The sequence below is a fragment of the Bacillus sp. M6-12 genome (assembly GCF_002860285.1).
Classification (GTDB): domain Bacteria; phylum Bacillota; class Bacilli; order Bacillales; family DSM-1321; genus Peribacillus.
On the sequence record NZ_PGVF01000016.1, the window covers coordinates 212804 to 235524 of the forward strand.

At 42.6% G+C, this 22721-nt stretch carries 19 protein-coding genes; all 19 read left to right on the forward strand.

Annotation, left to right across the window (positions count from 1 at the left end):
- Window positions 1-636: 636 nt before the first annotated feature.
- The 19 genes from CVD28_RS19260 to CVD28_RS19350 all read left to right on the forward strand — a co-directional run bounded on the left by CVD28_RS19260 (window position 637) and on the right by CVD28_RS19350 (window position 22717).
- On the forward strand, window positions 637-1788 hold the full coding sequence (locus CVD28_RS19260; protein ID WP_101595350.1) for a M20 peptidase aminoacylase family protein: 1152 nt from the start codon (window positions 637-639) through the stop codon (window positions 1786-1788).
- 24 nt (window positions 1789-1812) lie between these two features.
- Window positions 1813-3414 (forward strand): sigma-54 interaction domain-containing protein, encoded by a 1602-nt coding sequence (locus CVD28_RS19265; protein WP_101595353.1) that lies wholly within the window; start codon window positions 1813-1815, stop codon window positions 3412-3414.
- A gap of 201 nt (window positions 3415-3615) precedes the next feature.
- Window positions 3616-4761, forward strand: coding sequence for an iron-containing alcohol dehydrogenase (locus CVD28_RS19270; protein WP_101595356.1), 1146 nt, complete (start codon window positions 3616-3618; stop codon window positions 4759-4761).
- Between the two features lie 15 nt (window positions 4762-4776).
- Window positions 4777-6171 (forward strand): hypothetical protein, encoded by a 1395-nt coding sequence (locus tag CVD28_RS19275; RefSeq protein WP_101595359.1) that lies wholly within the window; start codon window positions 4777-4779, stop codon window positions 6169-6171.
- A gap of 23 nt (window positions 6172-6194) precedes the next feature.
- On the forward strand, window positions 6195-7604 hold the full coding sequence (locus CVD28_RS19280) for an NAD-dependent succinate-semialdehyde dehydrogenase (protein WP_180954235.1): 1410 nt from the start codon (window positions 6195-6197) through the stop codon (window positions 7602-7604).
- A gap of 217 nt (window positions 7605-7821) precedes the next feature.
- Window positions 7822-8646: a M55 family metallopeptidase gene (locus CVD28_RS19285; protein ID WP_101595365.1), complete on the forward strand. Its 825-nt coding sequence runs from the start codon at window positions 7822-7824 to the stop codon at window positions 8644-8646.
- A 15-nt stretch (window positions 8647-8661) separates the two neighbouring features.
- Window positions 8662-9594, forward strand: coding sequence for an ABC transporter permease (locus CVD28_RS19290; protein WP_101595368.1), 933 nt, complete (start codon window positions 8662-8664; stop codon window positions 9592-9594).
- Window positions 9594-10547, forward strand: coding sequence for an ABC transporter permease (locus CVD28_RS19295; protein WP_101595371.1), 954 nt, complete (start codon window positions 9594-9596; stop codon window positions 10545-10547). The genes CVD28_RS19290 and CVD28_RS19295 overlap by 1 nt, the downstream gene beginning before the upstream one ends.
- Before the next feature lie 5 nt (window positions 10548-10552).
- Window positions 10553-11551: an ABC transporter ATP-binding protein gene (locus CVD28_RS19300; RefSeq protein WP_101595374.1), complete on the forward strand. Its 999-nt coding sequence runs from the start codon at window positions 10553-10555 to the stop codon at window positions 11549-11551.
- Between the two features lie 70 nt (window positions 11552-11621).
- Window positions 11622-13220 carry a peptide ABC transporter substrate-binding protein gene (locus tag CVD28_RS19305; protein WP_101595513.1) on the forward strand — a complete coding sequence of 533 codons (1599 nt, stop codon included), beginning with the start codon at window positions 11622-11624 and terminating at the stop codon, window positions 13218-13220.
- 352 nt (window positions 13221-13572) lie between these two features.
- Window positions 13573-14493, forward strand: a complete 921-nt coding sequence (locus tag CVD28_RS19310; RefSeq protein ID WP_101595376.1) for a S66 peptidase family protein — start codon at window positions 13573-13575, stop codon at window positions 14491-14493.
- A gap of 219 nt (window positions 14494-14712) precedes the next feature.
- Window positions 14713-15822, forward strand: a complete 1110-nt coding sequence (locus CVD28_RS19315) for a mandelate racemase/muconate lactonizing enzyme family protein (RefSeq protein ID WP_101595379.1) — start codon at window positions 14713-14715, stop codon at window positions 15820-15822.
- Window positions 15806-16735 carry a C40 family peptidase gene (locus CVD28_RS19320; protein ID WP_101595382.1) on the forward strand — a complete coding sequence of 310 codons (930 nt, stop codon included), beginning with the start codon at window positions 15806-15808 and terminating at the stop codon, window positions 16733-16735. The genes CVD28_RS19315 and CVD28_RS19320 overlap by 17 nt, the downstream gene beginning before the upstream one ends.
- Before the next feature lie 2 nt (window positions 16736-16737).
- Entirely contained in the window at window positions 16738-17748 is a 1011-nt protein-coding gene (locus tag CVD28_RS19325) for an ABC transporter ATP-binding protein (protein WP_101595384.1), read from the forward strand.
- 14 nt (window positions 17749-17762) lie between these two features.
- Window positions 17763-18557 (forward strand): serine hydrolase, encoded by a 795-nt coding sequence (locus CVD28_RS19330; RefSeq protein WP_101595387.1) that lies wholly within the window; start codon window positions 17763-17765, stop codon window positions 18555-18557.
- Between the two features lie 271 nt (window positions 18558-18828).
- The gene (locus CVD28_RS19335) at window positions 18829-19581 is read left to right on the forward strand and encodes a GT-D fold domain-containing protein (protein ID WP_101595391.1); all 753 of its coding nucleotides are present in this window, start codon (window positions 18829-18831) and stop codon (window positions 19579-19581) included.
- 301 nt (window positions 19582-19882) lie between these two features.
- Window positions 19883-20662: a glucose-1-phosphate cytidylyltransferase gene (gene rfbF / locus CVD28_RS19340; RefSeq protein WP_101595394.1), complete on the forward strand. Its 780-nt coding sequence runs from the start codon at window positions 19883-19885 to the stop codon at window positions 20660-20662.
- A 30-nt stretch (window positions 20663-20692) separates the two neighbouring features.
- Entirely contained in the window at window positions 20693-21592 is a 900-nt protein-coding gene (locus CVD28_RS19345; RefSeq protein ID WP_101595397.1) for an NAD-dependent epimerase/dehydratase family protein, read from the forward strand.
- 27 nt (window positions 21593-21619) lie between these two features.
- Window positions 21620-22717 (forward strand): NAD-dependent epimerase/dehydratase family protein, encoded by a 1098-nt coding sequence (locus tag CVD28_RS19350; protein WP_101595400.1) that lies wholly within the window; start codon window positions 21620-21622, stop codon window positions 22715-22717.
- The last annotated feature ends 4 nt before the right edge of the window (window positions 22718-22721 follow it).

The following is a 22721-nucleotide window of genomic DNA, read 5'->3' on the forward strand; positions in this document are numbered from 1 at the left end:
TTAAAGCTCTGTTACTTGCCTTTTGACTTCCGCTCTAGTGGCGGTCCGGGAGCCTCCGCGGCGTTCCGCCTGCGGGGTCTCCCTTGGTCCGCTTCATTGAATTAGCTGCTTGAAATAACACCTCACGCAGGAATTTCGAAGCATTTTTCGAAGAGTCCCTCGCCTTCCGTTCCAATCAACATAGTACCAAAATCAACTTGGAACTTTAACAAAGCATTTTTTTAAAAACCTTATCTGCACCGCAAAACTGCCTTTGGTTTACTCCGAGGGCTTTTTTCTGTGGAAAAGGGCCGGAGCTGTGCCGGCTGTTTGGGGTGAAAAAATCAATTAAATTAATTTCGCTCTTCTCCGCCGACTTTATTGTGAGAGTTTCTGCTAACAATTATTGCTAATTTCCATGCATAGGCAGTGAGGTAAAACTCATGAAAGTTTTTAATCCATAATTAGCAGTATTGCTTGTGGCCGTTATTTTCTTCAGGTATCTTAAAAGATATATAGATTAATGCTGCCGAGATAAACAGCCCTATCAACACGAACACTGCCGAATTGGCATAAATTACATTAAAAAGGGTTATTACGTGGAAATATATTAATTTAGAGATATAAATCACATCATGGAATAATGGAGGCATTTGGATGAAGGAAGTATTGGAGACATTAATACCTGAGATAGAATCTATTTATGAGCATTTGCATGAAAATGGAGAAACGAGCTGGAATGAAAATAAAACAACAGACTATATAGTATCCATTTTGAAAAAAAACGGGCTTGGAGTTACAACCTTCAGCGACTGCCCGGGAGCAGTGGGGGAATGGAAGCGTTCTAAGGATGAAGCTGTATTAACCGTAGGTGTTAGGGCGGATATGGATGCTCTCTGGCAGGAAGTGAATGGCAATTATAAGGCGAATCACTCATGTGGTCATGATGGCCATATGACAATAGCCCTCGGGACGATGCTTTTGCTAAAAAAAATGAATATAGATCTTCCTGGAAACCTGAAGTTTATTTTTCAGCCGGCTGAAGAGGTTGGTGAGGGAGCCTTAAAAATGCTTGAGAAAGGGGTCATGGAGGATGTTGATTTTTTGTACGGAGTTCACTTGCGGCCGATTGAGGAAGTGCCGCATGGCAAGGCATCATCCGGCATCATACACGGAGCATCTGTTACGATGGAGGGAAAAATCTCGGGGTTTGACGGACATGGGGCGAGGCCCCACCTCTCTGTAAATGCCATTGAGGTGCTTTCGGCGATAGTAGAGCAGCTAAAGGGAGTTCACCTTAATCCGCTTGTCCCATACTCCGTAAAAATGACACAGGCTTCAGCAGGCGGCCAGAACTCCAATATTATTCCAGGGTCAGGAACATTCCACCTGGATTTGCGTGCCCAATCCAACGATGCGATGGAAGAACTAATTTCCAAGGTAGAGCATGTTATTGTCAAAACAGGCGAATTATACCGAGTGGAGATTCAATTTAAACTTACTGAACGGGTTTATGCCGCTGTGATTAGCGACAAGGCAGAAAAGATGATGGCAAAGGCAATTCAGCTGGCAATGGGCGAGGAGGCGTATGTCCATCCGATTATTACGCCAGGCGGAGAGGATTTTCATTTTTATACAAAAGAGCGGCCAAATATCAAGGCGACTATGTTAGGACTAGGCTGTGATCTTCAGCCAGGTCTTCATCACCCGTACATGAATTTTAAAAGAGAAGCGTTAATAAGCGGGATTGAAATAATGGCACGGACTGTTATAGAGACATTTAATAAATATGGTAAAAATAGGAAATAGAAAAACAAGCAGGTGAGCTGCCCGATGATAGATTTTAAATTAACTTTAACAATAGAAGAAGCGATTACTCTTTTTCCAACAGGAAGCAACGCTGTGGAAGTATATGATGAATCAGGAAAATTTGCAGGTTATCTTAGCATTGATGCTTTATCTGCTGCCGTTCAGCAGGGGGAACTTACAAAGCCGATCAGCCACTTTATAATAACCGATCTCCCTGATCCAGCCATTCTGCCGCATTCCATTTCTGACACTCACCTCCAAGCATTTTTTTCAGGTGATTTATGCAGGATTGTATTTAATTCTCTGTATGATGGAGTTTACATTACAGATGGTAAAGGGATCACTCTTTTTATTAACAAAGCATACCAGCGGATAACTGGCATTAAGGAAGAAGAAGTCAACGGCAAGCATATGAGCTATTTAATCGAACAGGGTATCATTTCTATATCAGCTTCACTTGAAGCGATTTTAAAGAAACAGCCGGTCACTCTTATCCAAAAAATCCGCAATGAAAGAAGAATCATTGTTTCAGCAACACCTATCATTTCCCAGGAAAATGAAGTCTTGTATGTACTAAGCAGTGTACGGGATATTACTGAGCTAATCCGTTTAAAGCATGAGTTGGACAGGCAAAAGCTATCTTATAAGGAGATCGCTAATACTTCCCTTTTTCCGGAACAATCAGGGTTTGATAATCTTGTCATCGGGCCTTCTACAAAGCCGCTTTTTCAGCTGGCTGACAAAGTGGCAAAGACTGATGCGAAGATTCTCCTCCAAGGTGAAACCGGTGCCGGTAAAAGTTTAATAGCAAAGTATATTCATTCCAGAAGCCTGCGAAGCAAGGGCACCTTTATGGAATTAAACTGCGGCGCTATTCCTGAGCATCTGGTGGAAGCTGAGCTGTTTGGGTATGAACCTGGATCGTTTACAGGAGCATTGAAGCAGGGAAAGAAAGGGATTTTTGAAGAAGCAAACGGGGGTACTCTGTTTTTGGATGAGATAGCGGACCTGCCATTGCATCTTCAGGTTAAACTCTTGAAGGCCGTAGAAGAAAACCGGTTTATGAGGGTTGGAGGAACTGAAACGATACAGGTTGATGTTAGAATCATTACAGCCACACATCGGAATTTGACAACTTTGGTCAGTGAGGGAAGATTCCGGGAAGACTTATATTACAGGCTCAATATTGTAACTTTTGAAGTGCCTCCTTTGCGGGGAAGAAGGGAAGAAATAATTCCTTTACTAGAAATGTACTTAGGCCGCTACAATGTAAAATATAATGAGGATAAAACAATAACTCCTGAATGCTTTGAGTGGCTGACTAATTATGATTGGCCGGGAAATATCCGTGAGCTGGCCAACCTTGTTGAACGGCTTGTAGTAACTACATTCCACTCGGTTATTGATGTGAGGGATCTTCCTTCCTTCCTCCAGCCTGTTATCCCGAAAACGGAAACGGGAACGTTAAAGGAGGAAACAGCTAAGCTGGAAAGGTCTCTTATTTTTGAAGCAATTCAAAAATACGGAACTACTAGAGGAGCTGCAAAATCGTTAGGAATAAGCCAGAGTGCTATAGTCCAGAAAATGAAAAAATATCATATACGAGTAGAAAACGAATCAGAATGAAGGGTTTGATTCGTTTTCTACTCATTTTTTTAGTTATCTTTTTACCTAATCAGTAACTTTAATATGTCTGGAATTGTGAATTTTTTGGTGCGAATAAAGTTTTTTTTGTGAACAATTGTCGAAATAAGTAAAGCGATTGCAAATTGGCACGAATCTTGCATTTTTAAATATACAAGAAGATGAAAGGGGAGATTATGCAAAATGAATTTTTCTACATTCTCTATGGCTAACAAATTAATTACCGGCACTGATGCTCTCGGGCAGCTTCCTGAAGAGGCTGGACGTCTTGGAATTACAAATCCCTTGATTGTAACGGATAAAATTCTGATTCAAGCAGGAGTGGTAAAGCAGGTACAAGACCTTCTTCCAATGGAAGCAGGGATTTTTTCTGGTGTAAACCCTGAGCCGGAAATTGAAATTGTTGAACAAACTGTCCAGGCTATTAAACAGGGAAACCATGACGGACTTATCGCGGTTGGCGGCGGCAGTGCTATCGATATTGCAAAAGCAGCTTCCGTTATGGCTACAAATTCAGGCGCAATTGAAAATTATTTTGGAGTGAATCTTATAGAGGTTCCGGGCTTGCCTCTGATCGCGATTCCAACTACTGCTGGAACAGGATCGGAAGTTACCAATATTTCCATCTTGTCAGATAAGAAGGAACAAGTTAAAAAGGGAATTGTAAGCCCTTACTTATTGCCGGATACAGCGATTGTCTCTCCGGTTATGACATTGACCTGTCCTCCGAGTGTTACAGCTGCAAGCGGGGTTGATGCCCTCGTCCATGCTGTGGAAGCTTATATTTCCAAATTTGCTTCACCTGTAACGGACTCACTTGCAATTGGTGCGATGAAGCTTATCTCAAAGCATCTTCCAAAAGCGTATGCAGCGCCCGATAACCTGGAATCACGTGAAGCTATGATAACAGGGAGCCTGATGGCCGGACTTGCTTTTGGAAACGCTGGAGTAGGTGCTGTTCATGCCCTTGCTTATCCGCTTGGCGGCCGTTTCCATATGGCACATGGTGTCAGCAACTCGCTGCTCCTTCCATATGTGATGAAATGGAACAAAATTGCCTGTTTGGAGAGATTCCGGGATATCGCAGAAGCACTGGGAGAAAAGACTGAGAGACTTACTGACGATGCCGCTGCGGATAAAGCAATCGAGGCAATGACCAGATTATGCCGTTATGTAGAAATTCCACAGTCGCTGCGTGAGTTTGACATACCTGAAACTGCCCTGGCAGAAATGGCCGAAGAAGCTGCAAAGCAGGTAAGGCTGCTTAAAAATAACCCGCGAAAACTAAGTGTAAAAGATATGGAAAAAATATATCGCGAAGCTTACTAATAAGGAGGTAAAAAAATGAAATGGAAAAATCGTCCTCACGGTTCTGAAACACCCTATATCCCAGTCGGACCTTTTAAAATAAGGCTGCCTTTCGTCCACTACCGCTTTGAGTGGCCGGATTATGTACAAGGCCTTCTTATGTGTGCCGTGGATCTTGGAGCGATTACGCTATTGGCCGATCATCTCGGCATGCCCTTTGAGGTGGCGCTGGCAGTTGTAATCTTAAATGGACTTTTGTACTTAACGCATCATCTGCTTGGTGACCCGGTTATTCCAGGGTGGATTACACCTGCTATTCCTTTGATTGTATTGTTTGTTAAACAGTTTGATGAAGGCCCTGACAGGGTCTATGCGTTAATCGCATTCCAGCTTACCCTTGGGATATTATCGATACTTCTTGGTGTTACAGGGCTTGCAAGCAAAGTAGTCCGGATGGTTCCGGATGCCATAAAATCCGGGATTATCCTGGGAGCTGGATTCGGAGCGATTGTTTCTATTTTTGAAGTGGGAGGAAAGTTTGACTTATTCCCATATACGATCTCGATTTGTATCGGATTTGCGTTTTACCTGATTTTTTCAAAGCATTATGAAGGCCTAAAACGTAAGAATAAGACATGGGCTATGCTTGGTAATTTAGGGATTTTGCCTGCAATTTTATTGGCGGTCGTAGTGGCGCCGCTGATGGGTGAAGCAAAATGGCCAGATATTCAGTGGGGGTTCAGTCAGCCTGATTTCGCAACTCTTTGGGCAGAGTACACTGTTTTTGGGCTTGGTTTTCCAGCAATGTCCTTCTTTATTCAGGCCGTGCCAGCTGTTCTGGCAACCTATTTAGTAGTGTTTGGCGATGTATTAAAAACGAAGGCGCTATTATCAGAGTCTGATGTGGTTCGCTTGGACGAAAAAGTAGACTACAATCCAAATCGTGCTCACCTGATCTTTGGTGCCAGGAATACAATCATGAGCTTTATTGGTCCGGACATTACAATGTGCGGCCCGATGTGGGCAGCGATGCAGGTAGTTGTGGTTGAACGATTTAAGGAAGGGAAAAAGGCGATGAATTCCTTCTTTGGAGGTGCAGGCTCCTTCCGCTGGGGAACAAATACCGGCTTGCTGCTGCTGCCGATCGTAAGCCTAATTCAGCCAATTCTTGGTGTTGCTCTGGCTTTGACTTTGTTAGTACAGGGCTATGTAAGCATCCGGATTGGCGTCATGCAGGCGCGAAGCCAGCGTGATTTGGGGATTGCCGGTGTTGTTGGTGCAATCCTGGTCATTAAGGGTGCAACCATGGCATTCGCAGCTGGAATTATTTTATGTGTTCTTTTATATGGCAAGGACTTCCTTCGCGGAGAAAACGATAAAATTTTCACACAGCATGCAAAAGATGATCAAAAGGAGCGTAAAGCGGGATGAAAACACAGGAGTTAACGTATCCGATGTATATAAATGGCAAGAAGATTATGCTGGATGACAGTTTCGCTGTTGAGAATCCGGCTACCAATGAAACAGTGGGCCGGGTTCCCAATGGTACAGCAGCTGAAGCACGCCTGGCTGCTGATGCAGCACACGAAGCGTTTAAAACCTGGTCAAAAACGTCCGCTTACGAAAGAGCAGCTTTATTGGAAAGCTGGCATAAAGTTATCAATGATAGATTAGAAGAACTCGCTGTCATAATGGTAAAAGAACAGGGTAAACCTCTTGCAGAAGCAAGGGGAGAAATGCAATATGCGAACAGTTTTGTTAAGTGGTACGCAGAAGAAGCGAAACGCATATATGGAGAATCCATTCCTGCTAGCGTTGCTTCAAAACGGATCATGGTGCAAAAGCAGCCGGTCGGGGTAGTGGCGGCCATTACACCATGGAACTTTCCAGCGGCGATGATCACACGAAAGGTGGCTCCTGCCCTGGCTGCAGGCTGTACAGTTGTAATCAAACCGGCTGAACAAACACCTCTGACAGCACTTATGCTTGCAGAATGTGCTGAAGAGGCAGGTATACCTGCTGGAGTTATCAATGTAGTTACAACACAAAATCCGGCTGAAATATCAGATGTGTGGATGGAGGATAGCCGGGTGAAAAAAGTGACCTTCACAGGTTCAACTCCAATTGGCAAGCACTTAATGAGGAAAGCGGCCGATACAGTGAAAAAGGTGTCTCTTGAACTTGGCGGCCTTGCTCCTTTTATCATAGCGGAGGATGCAGACATCGAAGCAGCGGTAAAGGGTGTAATTGTCTCCAAATTCAGAAATGCAGGTCAAACCTGTATTTGTGCTAACCGAATTTTTGTCCATGAATCGAAAAAAGTACCATTCCTGCAAGCTTTTGAACAGGCTGTTGAGGGGCTAAAGGTAGGTAACGGACTGGAAGATGGGACTGTAATTGGCCCGCTGATTGATGATGCTGCAGTTAAGAAGGTGCATGAACAGCTGGAGGACGCTGTTGCGAAAGGAGCAGTGATTCATGGAGAATCAGGCCAAACCGTTGAAAAAGGCTATTTTATTAATCCTGTCATTCTATCAGAGGTAAATGATGAAATGCTCTGCATGAAGGAAGAAACCTTCGGGCCGCTTGCGCCGGTAACTACATTCCGTACTGATGATGAAGCGATCGAACGGGCAAATGCTACACCATTTGGCCTTGCTGCCTATGTGTACACCGGGTCGTTGAAGAAGGCAGTCACTTACTCTGAAAATCTTGAATATGGAATTATTGGTGTGAACGATAGTGCTCCTTCCACTGCCCAAGCTCCTTTTGGAGGAATGAAGGAAAGCGGACTCGGCCGAGAGGGAGGACACTTCGGGTTAAACGAATTTTTAGAAGTGAAATATGTTTCTTTCCAAGTATAGTAAACTTAGTGGTTTTAAAAATTATACTGATATATAAAGTTTGGAAAAAAGTTACAATTAGTGAAAAATTTAAATAATTATCCTAATAGTAGAGCTGCCGGTTAATGGTAAGCTCTTACTTTTACTTTTCAGAAAAATTATTCCAAATAGCATTGTAAATAGCAGTATATTAATTTATAATCTTAAGAAAATTGTAAAATAATATAGGGGGTCCATAATGAAATTATATATGTCGGTAGACATGGAGGGAATCACCGGGCTTGTAGACTATACCCATGTCGATTCCGGACGCCATAACTATGAGCGCGGACGGGTGATTATGACTGACGAAGCAAACCATGTAATCACTTCAGCTTTCAATAATGGCTGCACAGAGGTTGTTGTGAATGACAGCCATTCCAAGATGAATAATCTTCTGATTGAGCGGCTGCATCCGGAAACGGTACTGATTACAGGTGATGTTAAACCGTTTTCTATGGTGCAGGGTTTGGATGAAAATTTTGATGGCGCAATTTTTACAGGCTATCATGCTCGTGCATCCCAAAAGGGTGTTATGTCACACTCGATGATTTTCGGAGTGCGCAATATGTACATAAATGATACGGTTGTTGGTGAATTAGGATTTAATGCATTTGTGGCAGGCTATTACGGTGTTCCCGTACTAATGGTGGCTGGAGATGATCGTGCTGCGCTTGAAGCAGAACAATTAATTCCAAATATTACTACCGCTGTTGTAAAAGAAACGATTTCCCGCTCAGCCGCCAGATCTCTGACTCCGGCAAAAGCAGGAGAACTGCTTCGTGAAAAGACAGTAATTGCTTTTGCGAACAGAGATAAAGTGAAACCTCTTGTGCCGCCAGATAAGCCTTTGCTCCGAATAGAATTTACCAATTACGGAGAAGCAGAGTGGGCAGCTTTAATGCCTGGAGCAGAAATCGAAGAAGGCACAACAATTGTTCGCTTTCAGGCAAAAGATATCCTGGAAGCTTATCAGGCCATGCTGGTGATGACTGAACTTGCCATGAGAACAACATTTTGTTAAGAAAGCGTGAGGCGCATGAATACATACTTGGTTAAACGGTTGCTTTCCGCAGTGGTCACGCTTTGGTTTATCGTAACGCTAACTTTCTTCCTGATGCATGCGATTCCAGGCTCGCCTTTCAATGAGGAAAGAACAACCAATGAAACCGTCCAAAAAAACTTAGAAGCTCACTTTAATCTTGATGAGCCGCTTATAGTCCAATATGGGACCTACTTAAAGTCAATAGTCACTTGGGACTTCGGTCCTTCGATTAAAAAGTCTTCACAGACAGTTAACGATATGCTTGGAAGAGGCTTCCCGGTTTCTTTTGAACTGGGAATGGTGACTCTCATTGTTGCTGTTATCTCCGGTATCATTCTAGGAGTAGTGGCAGCGTTAAGGCATAACGGAATCATCGATTACCTGGCGATGACCTTTGCTGTAATTGGAATTTCCGTTCCGAACTTCGTCATGGCAACTCTTCTTATCCAGCAGGTAGCGGTGAACTGGGGGATATTGCCGGCTGCCACATGGACTAGCGTCAGCCATATGATTTTACCAACGCTGGCGCTTGCAACTGGCCCAATGGCAATCATTGCAAGATTAACACGCTCCAGCATGCTTGAAGTCTTAACCCAAGATTATATCAGGACTGCAAAGGCAAAAGGGCTTTCTCCGGTAAAGATTGTTTTTAAACATGCATTAAGGAATGCCATGCTTCCTGTGGTGACCATCCTTGGTTCCATGGCGGCAAGCATTTTGACTGGAACATTTGTTATTGAGAAGATTTTTGCAATTCCAGGCATGGGGAAGTACTTTGTTGATAGTATCTCGACCCGTGATTATCCAGTTATTATGGGAACAACGGTCTTTTACAGTGCTGTATTGATCGTAATGCTTTTCTTGGTCGATCTGGCATATGGAATCTTAGATCCGCGAATCAAGCTTGGTAAAAAGGAGGGAAGGTAATGGAGCTCCGAAAACAGCATGAACCAAATATTGCTCATGACGTTCCCGACGATTGGTTCGTCCCTAAAACAAAGGACAGAGAAAAAGCGGAAGCTGTGGTGCGTCCCAGCCTTTCTTACTGGCAGGATTCCTGGCGCCGGCTGATGAAAAATAAGCTCGCGATGGCCGGTTTAATATTCTTGATTGTCTTAACTATCATGGCGATTATCGGCCCATTAATTTCACCTCATTCCGCCGGGGACCAATCGCTGCTGAATCAAAATAAACCTCCTTCCGGTGACCACTGGTTCGGTACAGATGAATTAGGGAGAGACGTATTTACACGTACCTGGCATGGAGCAAGGGTTTCCTTATTCGTGGGTGTTGTTGCTGCTCTGATTGACTTTATTGTCGGTATCATCTATGGAGGGGTTGCCGGCTATAAAGGCGGACGAGCAGATAATATTATGATGCGATTTATTGAAGTGCTTTACGGCCTTCCTTATTTGCTGGTTGTTATTCTTCTGGCAGTTGTAATGGGGCCGGGCCTTTCCACAATTATCGTTGCTTTATCAGTAACAGGGTGGATCGGCATGGCAAGGATTGTCCGCGGCCAGGTGCTTCAAATGAAAAATTATGAATTTATTCTGGCTTCCAAAACATTTGGAACCAAAACTTCACGGATCATCCGAAAAAACCTGCTTCCAAATACAATGGGCCCAATCATTGTCCAGCTGACGCTTACCGTTCCATCCGCGATTTTTGCGGAAGCGTTTTTGAGTTTCCTGGGTCTTGGTATTCAGGCTCCCCATGCAAGCTGGGGCGTGATGCTCAATGACAGTTTATCTGTAATTTTATCAGGACATTGGTGGAGGCTTTTCTTCCCGGCATTCTTTATTTCCTTAACCATGTTCGCATTTAACGTTTTAGGGGACGGATTACAGGATGCGCTTGATCCGAAGCTGAGGAGGTAACCATCATGGAAAAAGTGCTTCAAGTAAAAAATCTTCACGTCCGTTTTAAAACCTATGGCGGGGAAGTGCAGGCAGTCCGTGGTGTCACGTTTGATTTGCATAAAGGGGAGACCCTTGCCATTGTAGGGGAATCAGGCTGCGGAAAGAGTGTTACATCACAGACTATTATGAGGCTGATACCATCTCCTCCCGGAAGAATCACCGATGGCTCGATTATTTTTAAAGGCCGTGATTTAACGTCTATTAAAGAACCTGAGATGAGAAAAATCCGCGGTGCAGATATTTCAATGATCTTCCAGGACCCAATGACTGCTCTTAATCCAACTCTTACTGTTGGCGAGCAGATAATGGAAGGTATCAGACAGCATGAGAATTTAAGTCAGGCAGAAGCGAAGCAAAAAGCTCTTGAGATGCTCGAACTTGTCGGCATTCCCAGCCCGGCTGCACGTTTAAAGCAATATCCGCATCAATTCAGCGGCGGGATGCGCCAGCGAATTGTGATCGCGATGGCACTTGTATGCGAGCCGGAGGTCCTGATCGCGGATGAACCAACTACAGCTCTCGATGTAACTATCCAGGCTCAAATTCTTGAATTGTTTAAATCAATACAGCAAAAAACTGGAGTTTCCATTATATTAATTACGCATGATTTGGGAGTAGTTGCCCAGGTTGCCGACCGAATTGCTGTCATGTATGCCGGGAAAATTGTGGAAACGGGAAACCGCCGTGAAATTTTTTACAATCCTCAGCACCCATACACAAGGGGGCTTTTGAATTCAGTGCCCCGGCTCGATTCGGAGGAAGCAGAGCTTGAACCGATTGCCGGTTCACCGCCTGACCTGTTCGCACCTCCGGCGGGATGTCCGTTTGCCGCACGGTGTGAATATGCAATGGAGGTTTGTGATAGAGTTTATCCATTTCAAACAAGCCTCAGCGGCGAGCATCAAGTCGATTGCTGGCTTCAGGATGAACGGGCCGGGAAGATGCTTGCATCAATGAAGTAAGACATAAATCAAACTAGGTTATTAAGGGGGAAAAAAGGTGAAAAAGGCATTAACACTTATTTTGTCAGCAATGCTCGTTTTTGTTTTAGCTGCCTGTACTGCGAAATCAGATACAGGAAGTGAGCCTGCTAAAGGCGATGAAGGCAAGGAAAAAAAGAAAGTTGAAAAAGTCTTAAATTTGAATAATGGTCAAGAACCGACTTCTTTCGATCCGCCGATCGGGTTTGACTCCGTATCTTGGCAGGGACTTAATAACCTTATGGAAGGGTTAACACGCCTTGGGAAAGATCATGAGCCTGAAGCGGCAACAGCTGAAAAATGGGATGTTTCCGAAGATGGCAAAACGTATACTTTCCACATTCGCAAGGACGCAAAATGGTCAAATGGCGACGATGTAACAGCAAACGATTTTGTTTTTGCATGGAAGCGCCTGTTGGACCCTAAAACTGGTTCAAGTGCAGCTTTCCTTGGTTATTTCATTGAAGGCGGAGAAGCCTTTAATAATGAAAAAGGTACTGCAGATGCTGTAAAAGTGAAAGCTGTAGATGCCAAAACATTTGAAGTAACGCTTACTAGTCCTCAGGAGTATTTCTTGAGCGTAATTACTAACCCTGCGTTCTTCCCTATCAATGAAAAAGTAGCAAAAGAAAATCCTGAATGGTTTGCGGAGGCTGAGAGCTTTGTCGGTAATGGTCCATTCAATTTAGAGTCCTGGGATCATGATGAGCGTATGGTATTTGTGAAAAACGAAAAATACTGGGATGCAAAAACTGTAAAGCTTGAAAAAATCAATTGGGAAATGATTGATGATACAAATACTGAGTACCAGCAGTTTAAAACAGGAGATCTTGATATTTCTGAGATTCCTTCTGAAATGAGCGAAGAGCTTTTCAAAAGCGATTTAGTCACTATCGAAGATCAGGCTGGAGAATATTTCTACCGTCTTAATGTTGGTATGAAGCCTTTCGACAACAAGAATATCCGTAAAGCATTCGCTATGGCTGTAGATCAAAAACAAATGGTTGAGTTTGTTACAAAAAATCAGGAAAAGCCTGCATACGGATTCGTTTCTCCAGGTTTCAAGGATCCATCAGGCAAGGATTTCCGTGAAGTTAATGGAGACCTGGTTAAGACAGATGCAAAAGAAGCTAAGGCCCTGCTTGAAAAAGGTATGAAAGAAGAAGGATATGACAAGCTTCCGCCAGTTACTCTGACTTACAGCACTGATGATGTTCACAAGAAAATTGCTGAAGCGCTTCAGCAAATGTTCAAAGAAAATCTTGGAGTAGACGTGAAGCTTGCCAATATGGAAGCGAACGTGTTTGCAACAGAACAGAAAGCATTCAAATTCCAGATGTCAAGAAGTTCATTCCTTGCTGACTATGCAGACCCAATCAACTTCCTGGAAAACTTCCAGACTGGACACTCCATGAACCGTACTCAATGGAGCAATCAGCAGTATGACAATCTGATTAAACAGGCAAAGCAGGAATCAAATGAAGAGAAGCGTTTTGAGCTGATGTATCAAGCAGAAAAGATTTTGTTTGATGAAATGCCAATTATTCCGATCCACTTCTACAACCAGGTTCACTTGGTAAACAAACAAGTAACAGGCGTTGTCCGCCACCCGGTTGGATATTTAGAACTTAAGTGGGCAGATAAGAACTAATAAAAGAGCTTCATGTGAATATATGCGTTTTTCCCTGTACGAGCCTCGTACTGGAACAATGCCTTTTGAAAGTTTACAAGGATTTTGCATAGAAAACTCGCCGATTGGCGAGCCTTGTAAAGGCGAAGACAGAGGCGTAGTTGTACTTATGCGGAGAAGAAGGAAATTACTCCTTTAAATAAGGGATTTATACTTTCTTATCCGCGAAAAAAGGGGTGTTCGGGCGAACACCCCTTTTTTTACATGGTCCAGCTGCGTTTTTTCCATCAGGTTAAGTATGCCAGCTTTTAATAGGAATGAAGAAAATACTTGATACATATATCAGATTGACAGCAGGAAAGGGGGAATCTTGATGGTTCGGAAACCGAAACGGCTTAAAACAGGGGATACAGTGGGAATTATTGCCCCTGCAAGCCCGCCTAACAAGGAAAATTTACAGAGGGCCCTGCAATTTTTTGAGGAACTGGGTCTTCAAGTTAAGCTTGGCAAACATCTTGATGAAACATTAGGTTATTTAGCGGGCAGTGATGAAGGCAGGCTTTCTGATTTACATGAAATGTTTGCAGATAAGAATGTTTCAGCCATTTTTAGCGCTTGCGGAGGTTATGGAACAGCTCGAATTGCCTCAGGAATTGATTACGATTTAATTCGTGGTAATCCAAAGATTTTATGGGGATACAGTGATATTACCTTTTTGCACACGGCAATTGGCAAGAAGGCAGCAATGGCCACCTTCCATGGACCGATGCTTGCATCCGATATCGGCAAAGAAGATGTTCTTCCATTAACCAAGCAAATGTTCAGTCAGCTGTTCCAGCCGCAAGACATCGTTTATACAGAGGACTTTTCTCCGTTAGAGACAATGATTGAAGGAGAAGCAGAGGGAGCCCTTACAGGAGGAAATTTATCTCTGCTTGTTAGTACGCTTGGTACTCCATTCGAATTGGATACGAGGGATAAGCTGCTGCTTATTGAAGATGTCAATGAAGAACCCCGGGCGGTGGACCGAATGCTTAACCAACTTTATATGTCCGGAAAACTTAGTGATGCAGCTGGCATTCTCGTCGCTGACTTTAACAATTGTGTGCCCGAAAGAGAACAAACGCTTACCCTGGACGAAGTGATTGAACATTATGTAAAACTTGCAAGAAAACCGGCATTGAAAGGCTTTAATATCGGCCACTGTTCACCTAATATCGGGATTCCGCTGGGAGTAAAAGCCACATTGTCAACGTCTGCTAAACAAGTAATCATTGAAAGCGGCGTGGAATAATTTCATTTTATAGTGAAAGGACCTGTCGCAGCAATTAAGCGGAAAAATAGGAATATAGTGAAAACGCAGTTCATTTATGCGAACGCAATTTTTAGGCGATCCGTAAAGTGAGCATCATGATTATAGTAAAAAGGCTGTAAAATTTAAAACGAATATCAATAAAATGCAGAGCCCAGTTTTCGCCACAAGTCTCTGCAAACGGTGAAAGGAAATCAGTCCATGAAAATACAAAGCATTGAAACGTACCGCACAGCAGTTCCGCTGATTAAACCGTTTAAGACTGCTTTGCGGACGGTTCACACAGCTGAGGCTATCTTTGTGAAAATCAGCTGTGATAACGGAATAACAGGGTGGGGTGAAGCCCCTCCCACCCTAGTTATCACCGGAGACAGCCTTAATAGCATAGAGGCAGCCATCCAGCAGGTCTTTAAGCCATTTTTATTAAATAAAAGCCTGCGAAATTATGAAACTATTTTCCAGGAAATATCGTCGATTCTTGTCGGCAACCCAAGTGCAAAGGCTGCAGTGGATATGGCTATCTATGATTGTATATCCCAGGATTGCAGACTTCCTCTTTACCAATTTCTCGGAGGCTACAGGGATGAGCTGGAAACAGACTTCACGGTTAGCGTGAATAGCCCTGAAGAGATGGGAGAGGATGCTGTTTCTTATATTTCCAAAGGGTTTAATGTGTTAAAGGTAAAGGTAGGAAAAGATGAGATTGCAACTGACATTGAACGCATTCAGGAGATCCGCAGCCGGGTCGGCAAAGGCATTAAGATAAGGCTGGATGCCAATCAGGGCTGGAAGCCAAAAGATGCAGTAAGGGCGATCAGAAAAATGGAAGATATCGGCCTTGATATCGAATTGGTCGAACAGCCCGTTAAAGCTGCAGATATTGAGGGACTAAAGATGGTCTCTGATTCAGTGGAAACATTGATAATGGCCGACGAGAGTATTTTTACTCCAAAGCAGGCTTACGAAGTTTTGAAAACACGCAGTGCTGATCTCATTAATATCAAGCTAATGAAAGCAGGCGGTATTTATCAGGCAGAAACAATTAACAAAATGGCTGAGGTTTGCGGAGTTGAATGCATGGTAGGAAGCATGATTGAAACGAAGCTTGGTATATCGGCAGCTGCCCATTTTGCTGCAAGCAAAAAGAACATCACTCGTTTTGATTTTGATGCGCCTCTCATGCTCGCCGAGGAAATCATTGATGGGGGCATTCAATATAATGGCAGGTTAATAACCATGCCGCAAAGTCCGGGATTGGGCATCAAACACATACATGTTCAAGGAGGAGTTTCTCTTGGCAGCACAAAGTAAATGGGTGGTAAGTGTTCCGGTTGCAACGCTCTGGACGTCTTATGATTCTCCGCGGGAAATAGATTCAGCAGCTCTTGGAAGCAAACCTGATTATGAAGCATGGCTGGAAAAGCTGACATATGAAACAAGGCTTGAGCTTTGCAATAGCAATTTGGTCCAATCACAGGTTTTGTATGGTCAGGAAGTAATTGTGATTGAGCAAAGAGACAGCTGGGCCCATGTACTTGTCCCAGAACAGCCATCTGGCAAGGATGAGCGCGGCTATCCAGGATGGATTCCGCTTGAACAGCTAATATCAGTATCCGAGTGGGAAATTGAGAATGGCCCTGTTGCTGAAGTAAGGAGCAAAAAGGCAAAGCTTTCAAGGGAGAATGGCCTAGGAGAGCTTGAACTTAGCTACCAGACCTTTTTGCCGGTTCTGGAAGAGCAAGAAGAGGTTATCATTGTGCAAACGCCTGATGGGACAGGTTCCCTTTCAGCTCAGGATGTTAGAGTATCTGCTTCTTATTCCAGCAGAAGAAAGGGAAGCGGAAGTGACATTGCAGACGAGGGCGAAAGATTTCTGGGGCTGCCGTATTTATGGGGCGGCATGAGCAGCTATGGCCTTGATTGTTCTGGGTTTAGTTATACAATGTGCAAAGCGAACGGCTATACGATTCCGCGCGATGCCCATGAACAGGCGTCAGACGGTAAAGAAGCAGATTTAAATGATCTTCAAAAAGGGGATTTATTGTTCTTTGCATATGAGGAAGGCAAGGGATTCATCCATCACGTGGGAATTTACTATGGCGATGGGCAATTATTACATTCTCCAAAGACGGGAAAAACGGTTGAAATCATTCCATTAGCAGGTACTATTTATGAAAAAGAACTTTGTGCAGCTAGGCGTTATGGGCAGGATACGGAGGAATAAACATGAATAAACAAGTTCTTTTAGAAGTCAATCAATTAAAGAAGCATTTTCATTTGGGCAAGGATTCCACACTAAAGGCAGTGGACGGCATTTCTTTTCAGATTCATAAAGGAGAAACTTTTGGGATTGTCGGAGAATCAGGATGCGGTAAGTCTACGGCAGGAAGAACCATCATAGGTTTATATGACAGCACAGATGGAGATGTAATTTTTAACGGCAAGAATGTCCACAGCATGAATGACAAAGAGCGGTTTGATTTCCATAAAAATATGCAAATGATTTTTCAGGATCCCTATGCTTCTTTGAATCCTCGTTCGACGGTCAGCGAGATTATTGCCGAGCCAATGGAAGTGCACGGTTTGTATCCGAACAAGCAGGAACGCCAGGAGCGGATTTATCAGCTGCTTGAGGACGTAGGGCTAAACAGAGATCATGCTAACCGGTATCCTCATGAATTCAGCGGAGGGCAGCGGCAGCGGATAGGGATAGCACGCGCGCTGGCGCTTGATCCTGAGTTTATTATTGCAGACGAACCAATATCAGCGCTTGATGTATCCGTCCAGGCCCAGGTCGTTAATTTGCTGAAAAGACTTCAGCAGGAAAAAGGCCTGACCTATTTGTTTATTGCGCATGATCTTTCAATGGTAAAGCAAATCAGCACAAGAATTGCGGTTATGTACCTGGGGCATATTGTGGAACTGACAAGCAGCAGCGAGCTTTACAAAAAACCGCTGCATCCATATACTCAAGCCCTGCTTTCAGCAATTCCGATTCCGGATCCGGATGTGGAGGATAAACGGGAACGAATTTTACTAAAAGGAGAAATTCCAAGCCCGATTGATCCTCCAAGCGGCTGCGTTTTCAGGACTAGGTGCCAATACGCGATGGAAGCATGTGCCCAGATTAAGCCGGAATGGCAGGAGGCTGAGGAAGGACATTTTGTAGCGTGCCATCTTTATAATAAAAAAATTACTGGTGACAATGACCATTCTCAAGTGGCGGTTGCCAAATAAGAAGGTATTCCACAATGAATATTATTGACTTGGAAAAAGCTGTCAAAATTGAAATTGAGAAGTGTTCCGGCCGTGTTGGCCTCTACTTGGAATTGGACGGAGGGACAATTGAACATAACAGCAACGAAGTTTTCCGTTCAGCCAGTTTAATCAAGGTTCCTATTTTAGTAGAAGGCTTTAGACAAAAGGAAGAGGGCCGTATTCACCTTAACCAGCCAGTCACTATCCAGCGGCGGGATAAAGTTGGCGGGTCCGGAGTACTACAGGTTCTTTCAGATAAGTCCTTCATGACATTGAAGGATATTATGACATTAATGATCATTGTTTCGGATAATACAGCCACGAATGTTATGATTGATTTGCTTGGCATGGATTCAATCAATCGTACCATCAAGGAGTTAGGGCTTGAGAAAACTATACTGGAGCGGAAGATGATGGATTTCCAGGCAGCGGAACAAGGGAAGGATAACCTTACCTGTGCGGCTGATATGGCCCTTTGTCTGAAAGCGATCCAGGAAGCATCATTTTTATCTGATGAAAGCAGCAGGGAAATGGCAGATATATTGAAAAATCAGCAATTCCTTGATAAACTGCCGGCCATGATGGATCTTGATAAGGTTGCTGTAGCAGGAAAAACCGGTGGTCTGCACTGCATTGAACATGACTGTGCCATTATTAGATATGGCGAAAAAGTTGCCTATGCTGCCGTGCTTAGCGATGAACTGCCATCGAAAGAAGACGGACGGCGAACAATCAGCGCCATTGGAAAACTCATTTTTGACTTCATGGTTCAAAATAGTGAGCGGTAAAAACAGATTAGTCATAGGGACAAAGAAAGCGTAAAATTCACACTCTAACAAGCTATTTCCAACTGGGAAATAGCTTGTTTTATTTTAAAAAACAAGTAATAGTTTTGGCAATGGACAATAACCCTGCATTTAGTTCGCGCTTGATCAAGAAGTTCTCAAATGAAACCTGATGAATAAAAAAACAGCAGTATACCGGTGTTTTTACCCGCACAATCTGCTAAGTATTTGAATTTATTAGCTTTATAGAGACAGTGTAAGGTAGTGTGAAACTATGAGTTGTGATTGCCATAATTTTAAAGAGCGGCTGTTAAGTCTGCAGGTTGTCCAACAGATGATTAAAATTGCCTATAAAGAAAAAAAACCTTTATCGTTATCAAGGTTCAGCCATGCTGAGTTATTGTACCTTAGCTGGCCAGAAGGTACTACTTTAACTACTTACTTTGATAAGTATCGAAAGTATAACGGTGGTACCGATCAAATTGATGAAATAAAAGAAGGAGTCCTTGAGGCACTTAATAAAGTTGATATAACCGGTATTTTGACAACCGGAGATTGGGATAGCACCAATTGGGACAAAATGACAAACGATGTTTTTCATAAGCTTGATTTTACTCCGGAACATGTGTGTTCTGCATGGATTACCCAGCAGATGGTTAGAGATCCTAAGAAGAAGTTTATGAAATGGTTAAAAAATAAAGATATCATCTTAGTAGGCCGCAGATCGAAAGAGGCAGCAAAGAAGCTTAAAAAACTGGAGATAAATGTAGTAGATTGTGTTGGAATGGAAAGTTACGCTGAAATTGAGGAAGTCCAGCAAAAGCTTGTAAAAAACAAAAAGTGGAAGATAGCACTTTTATCTGCGGGGATTCAGGCAACAATCCTTGCTCCCCGTCTCGCCGCTGAAACAGGCAAGATAGCTATTGATTTTGGCCATGCTATGGATATTTTCCTGGATGGAACCGATTTTGATCATGAAGACTTAGTTGACAAGTGGAACACAATGAACAACCTGGAACAGACTTAATAGTAGCTTTCCGGTACTATTTATGCACCAAATTAAAAGCAGCGAACTCCATGGTTACGCTGCTTTTAGAAAGAATCTCATCTCTTGCGGCAAAAGAATTTATCTTATTTATTTATGATTTTTGTCCAAACATTTTGAAGTAAAGGCAATATATTATACAAGAAATATATTGGATAGACAGTATAGTCTGCCACCTTAATGAGAGGGAATGCTCGTGATCTAATGAAACAAATCTGCACAGTTGTATATGTGTTCCTTTACGATTCTTTGCTTTAATAAAAAACAGAGAAGGAGGGTTATTTTGAAGGTTGTCATTTTGGCGGGAGGACTGGGCACAAGGATAATGGAAGAATCACATAATAAACCTAAGCCTATGATAACGATCGGTGATATGCCAATTTTATGGCACGTTATGAAGATATATTCAAGATTCGGCTTTAACGAATTTATTATCTGCTTAGGTTATAAAAGCCAAGTGGTAAAAGAATTCTTCGCAAACTATTTTATGCGAAACTCGGATATTACTTTTGATTTTCAAAATGGGAATCAATATATCATTCACCATCATTTTATAGAACCTTGGAAAGTTACCTTGGCAGAAACGGGTTTGCAGGCTATGACGGGCGCCAGGATTAAGAACATTCAAAAGTATATTGGAAATGAATCCTTTATGCTGACCTATGGTGATGGGCTGGGAGATATCAATATAAAAGAATTACTGGAGTTTCATAAAACACATGGGAAAGCTGCAACCGTGACCGCTACAAAGCCTATAGGACGGTTTGGTATTTTATCCTTAACAGATGATAACAAGGTAGAAAGATTTCAGGAGAAGAAACAAGAAGACGATCAGTGGATAAGTGCCGGTTTTTTTATCCTTGAGCCAGAGGTGTTTCAATACCTGAATAGCCGGGAGGATACTGTATTTGAACAAGAACCGCTAGAGAATCTTGCGAAGAACGGACAGCTTATTGCATTTAAACACAGCGGATTCTGGCATCCCATGGATACTTTGCGGGATAAGGAATATTTGGAGGAACTTTGGGATTCCGGACATGCTCCCTGGAAAACATGGAATTGATAAGGTGATTCAGTTGGAAGGGGGAAAAGTATGAAAATCTTAGTTACTGGTGCTACAGGCTTCTTGGGAAGCCATTTGACGAGGGCATTAGTAAAAGAAGGTTATGATGTTATTTTGTTAAAAAGGAGCTATTCCAACACCTGGAGAATTAGCGATCTCCTTCAAAAGGTTACCTTTTTTGATATTGACCGGTGTCCTATTATACAGCCATTTATTGAATGTGGTCACATTGATGTCATTATTCACACTGCAACAAAATATAACCGGCATGGTGATAGAATATCGGAATTAGTTGAATCTAATATAAGCTTTCCGCTGGAGCTGCTGGAAACAGCCATTGCTTTTCAAACCGGAACCTTTATTAATACAGATTCTTTTATCCATAAAGGCAATACTGGTTATAGCCATTTAGCGGGATATGCGCTAACGAAAAAGCTTTTTCTTGAATGCGGAAAGGAATATAGCAATGCCAAAAAGATTCATTTTATTAATGCTAGACTAGAGCATTTGTATGGTTCCTTCGATGGTGAGGATAAATTTTCCTCATATATATTGAAGAGCTGTTTTAATAATATTCCGGAATTACAACTTACAGCAGGAGAACAAAAAAGAGATTTTATTCATGTCAGAGATGCTATCTCGGCTTATTTATTTTTATTGAAATGGGGAGACCAGCACGTTCCATGGTTTAAGGAATTTGAAGTAGGGACTGGTTCATCAGTGCCAGTCCGGGAGTTTGTGGAGCTTATCCATCAAAAAACCCGATCTTCAACCACGCTTAAATTTGGAGCCATCCCTTATCAGGAAAACGAAATAATGGATTCGAAGGCCAATATTCAACAGCTTCAAAAACTAGGATGGAAAAGTGAAATAGGGCTTGCACAGGGTATTGATATTATTTTAGCAGATCAGTTCAATATCAATTTATAGGTGATGCCATGAAAGAAGGTGGTTTAAATGATTGACAATAGAAAACCAGTCTATCAGCAGGATCTTGAGCATATATTCAATAATCTTTCAGACTCTGAAAAATCGAAGTTCAAGCAGACATCCATCCTTGTTACTGGATGTGCCGGTTTTTTGGGTTATTATTTTATGTCCTTTCTCGCCGAGTATGCTGAACAGCTGGAAATAAGAAAGATTACCGCAATAGACAATTTTAAATTGGGAAAGCCCAAATGGCTGACGGATTTAGGCAAAAACAGTGAAAAGCTGGACCTCTTTACTTTTGATATCACAGAGTTTGATAGATTTGATACTAAAAAAATATCCGATGCTGATTTTATTATTCACATGGCGTCCATCGCGTCACCGGCTTACTACAGAAAGCACCCTTTTGAGACTGTTGACGCGAATGTATCAGGGCTTAGGGCATTACTTGATTACTATAAAAACAGGGATATAAAAGGGTTTTTATTTTTCTCAAGCAGTGAAGTATACGGTGATCCTTTTCCTGAATATATTCCTACATCTGAGGAGTACAGGGGCAATGTAGCAACGATAGGGCCGCGCGCTTGCTATGATGAAGCTAAAAGATTTGGTGAGACTCTTTGCTACTTATATGCGGAAGCCTATAGGATGCCGATATCCATTGTCAGGCCATTTAACAATTATGGACCTGGGATGAGACTGAATGATAAAAGAGTTCCTGCTGATTTTGCAAAAGCTGTTGTGGAAAATAAAGATATTGTCATGTACTCCGATGGCTCCCCGACCAGGACATTCTGCTATGTGGCAGATGCCATTTCAGGTTATTTAAAAGCTTTGCTGTATGAACCTTTTGATTACTTTAATATTGGCATCGAAGAACGGGAAATTTCAATAAGGGAACTATCAGAGATTTATAAGCAGGCGGGTTCGGCTATTTTTAACTTTAATAAATCCATAGAATTTAAAGCACCAGCTGAACAAAGCTACCTTACCCATAATCCGCAAAGACGATGTCCTGATGTCTCAAAGGCCAGGAAACTGCTGAATTATTCTCCTTCGATCTCCATTGATGAAGGTGTATACCGCTTTTTAACTTTCCTCAAAGAAAGAGGTGAAATACATTGATTAC

What these genes read in the sequence shown, in the direction of transcription:
- CVD28_RS19315 (WP_101595379.1), top strand. Translation starts at nt 14,713, where the DNA reads ATGAAAATACAAAGCATTGAAACGTACCGCACAGCAGTTCCGCTGATT.
- CVD28_RS19270 (WP_101595356.1), top strand. Translation starts at nt 3,616, where the DNA reads ATGAATTTTTCTACATTCTCTATGGCTAACAAATTAATTACCGGCACT.
- CVD28_RS19345 (WP_101595397.1), top strand. Translation starts at nt 20,693, where the DNA reads ATGAAAATCTTAGTTACTGGTGCTACAGGCTTCTTGGGAAGCCATTTG.
- CVD28_RS19285 (WP_101595365.1), top strand. Translation starts at nt 7,822, where the DNA reads ATGAAATTATATATGTCGGTAGACATGGAGGGAATCACCGGGCTTGTA.
- CVD28_RS19280 (WP_180954235.1), top strand. Translation starts at nt 6,195, where the DNA reads ATGTATATAAATGGCAAGAAGATTATGCTGGATGACAGTTTCGCTGTT.
- CVD28_RS19265 (WP_101595353.1), top strand. Translation starts at nt 1,813, where the DNA reads ATGATAGATTTTAAATTAACTTTAACAATAGAAGAAGCGATTACTCTT.
- CVD28_RS19335 (WP_101595391.1), top strand. Translation starts at nt 18,829, where the DNA reads ATGAGTTGTGATTGCCATAATTTTAAAGAGCGGCTGTTAAGTCTGCAG.
- CVD28_RS19325 (WP_101595384.1), top strand. Translation starts at nt 16,738, where the DNA reads ATGAATAAACAAGTTCTTTTAGAAGTCAATCAATTAAAGAAGCATTTT.
- CVD28_RS19310 (WP_101595376.1), top strand. Translation starts at nt 13,573, where the DNA reads ATGGTTCGGAAACCGAAACGGCTTAAAACAGGGGATACAGTGGGAATT.
- CVD28_RS19275 (WP_101595359.1), top strand. Translation starts at nt 4,777, where the DNA reads ATGAAATGGAAAAATCGTCCTCACGGTTCTGAAACACCCTATATCCCA.
- CVD28_RS19305 (WP_101595513.1), top strand. Translation starts at nt 11,622, where the DNA reads ATGCTCGTTTTTGTTTTAGCTGCCTGTACTGCGAAATCAGATACAGGA.
- CVD28_RS19300 (WP_101595374.1), top strand. Translation starts at nt 10,553, where the DNA reads ATGGAAAAAGTGCTTCAAGTAAAAAATCTTCACGTCCGTTTTAAAACC.
- CVD28_RS19330 (WP_101595387.1), top strand. Translation starts at nt 17,763, where the DNA reads ATGAATATTATTGACTTGGAAAAAGCTGTCAAAATTGAAATTGAGAAG.
- CVD28_RS19295 (WP_101595371.1), top strand. Translation starts at nt 9,594, where the DNA reads ATGGAGCTCCGAAAACAGCATGAACCAAATATTGCTCATGACGTTCCC.
- CVD28_RS19350 (WP_101595400.1), top strand. Translation starts at nt 21,620, where the DNA reads ATGATTGACAATAGAAAACCAGTCTATCAGCAGGATCTTGAGCATATA.
- CVD28_RS19260 (WP_101595350.1), top strand. Translation starts at nt 637, where the DNA reads ATGAAGGAAGTATTGGAGACATTAATACCTGAGATAGAATCTATTTAT.
- CVD28_RS19290 (WP_101595368.1), top strand. Translation starts at nt 8,662, where the DNA reads ATGAATACATACTTGGTTAAACGGTTGCTTTCCGCAGTGGTCACGCTT.